Below are 1,403 nucleotides of genomic sequence, written 5' to 3' on the forward strand. Positions count from 1 at the left end.
CTCCTAGGCCCCCTAATGAAACTGGAGTCTTCCTACCCATTTTATTAGAATAGGGATAAGGGAGATGATCCGGTATGGGGAAAAGGTTAAAAGAAGAAGAGCGTCTTAAAATAGTTAAAGAAGCATTGGCTGGAGTTAAGGTTGGGATGTTGGCTCGTATGTACGACATTCATCCAGAAACTATTCGCCAGTGGATTAGGGAACACCGTGACTCCATTCCACAAGAAGAAATACCTAAGGCGGACGAGCATTTGCAAGAACTCCAAAGGCTACAAATGGTTGAAGAACGTTATGAAACAGCCTGTAAGGTACTCGGTGAAAAGGAACTAGAACTAGAGATTCTACGTGAGTTGCTAAAAAAGAAAAACCCCGCTTATCTGAAAAATTTGAAGTAGCAGATCTATTTATTAAGCGGGGAATTCCAACTGCAAAGGTTCTGCGTATACTTGGATTGTCTGAATCCACTTACTATGATCGGAAAAAGCGAGCTGCGCAGCCAGAGCCAACACCCTCGACAGTTGCCGGAATAGGGCGCCCTGTGCCTGGCTACTCGTATTTGAAATCGGGGGAAACGGTTTGTGACGAACAAATCAAAGAGTGGCTTCTAGAACTCCTTGAAGGCGAGGAACATGTTTATGGATATAAACTTCTAGCACAATGTATTCGCAACCAACGTGGCGTAATACTGAACAAAAAGAAGTCGTATCGCTTGTGTAAAGAGCTAGGTATCCTCCAAAAACAACGAAAACGAATCCAAACACATCCTCGTAGATTAGCGAAAAACAGATCCATAACGGGGCATAACCAGCTCTGGCAAATGGATATTAAGTATGGTTATGTCGTTGGAAAGGAACGTTTCTTTTATGTGCTCAGTATTATTGATGTGTTTGACCGCGTCGTCGTGGGACAATACAAAGGACGAGTATGTGAAGCTAAACATGCTGTACAAACATTATGGAATGCGTTACAAAGCCGTACAAAGGATAACGAGATGTTGCCAGTTATTCGGACAGACAACGGGCCTCAATTCATTAGTAAACTATTTCAAGACACCTGTGAGAGCCTAGAAGTGATCCATGAACGCATTCCTCCAAAGACACCTAACTTGAATGCGTTCATCGAGTCGTTTCATAGCCTGTTAGAACGCGATTTGTTCAGTCAAAGAGATTTCATGACCTTTGATGAAGCTTACAAAGGACTGGATGATTATATGGACTTTTACCACAATCGTAAAATGCATGGCAGTTTAAAATTTATGCCTCCAAGGAAGTTTTCAGAATGGGTAAAGACACTCGAAGACTCTTCAGCATTTCATAATTCAATGTAAATGCTCGAAATAAGGAGCATTTCTAAGAATAAGTAATTACTGTAGGCCAAGACTCCGGAATAAGGGGGCCGAGCCG

Annotated in this window: 2 protein-coding genes; both read left to right on the plus strand. The window is 42.3% G+C overall.

Features of this window, described 5'->3' with window-relative positions; all coding sequences use genetic code 11:
• The first annotated feature begins 74 nt into the window (after window positions 1-74).
• Window positions 75-395 carry a helix-turn-helix domain-containing protein gene (locus tag AC58QT_RS35980; RefSeq protein ID WP_497413124.1) on the plus strand — a complete coding sequence of 107 codons (321 nt, stop codon included), beginning with the start codon at window positions 75-77 and terminating at the stop codon, window positions 393-395.
• 41 nt (window positions 396-436) lie between these two features.
• Window positions 437-1,327, plus strand: coding sequence for an IS3 family transposase (locus AC58QT_RS35985; protein WP_497413125.1), 891 nt, complete (start codon window positions 437-439; stop codon window positions 1,325-1,327).
• The last annotated feature ends 76 nt before the right edge of the window (window positions 1,328-1,403 follow it).

This window comes from Paenibacillus sp. J31R109 (assembly GCF_059692055.1).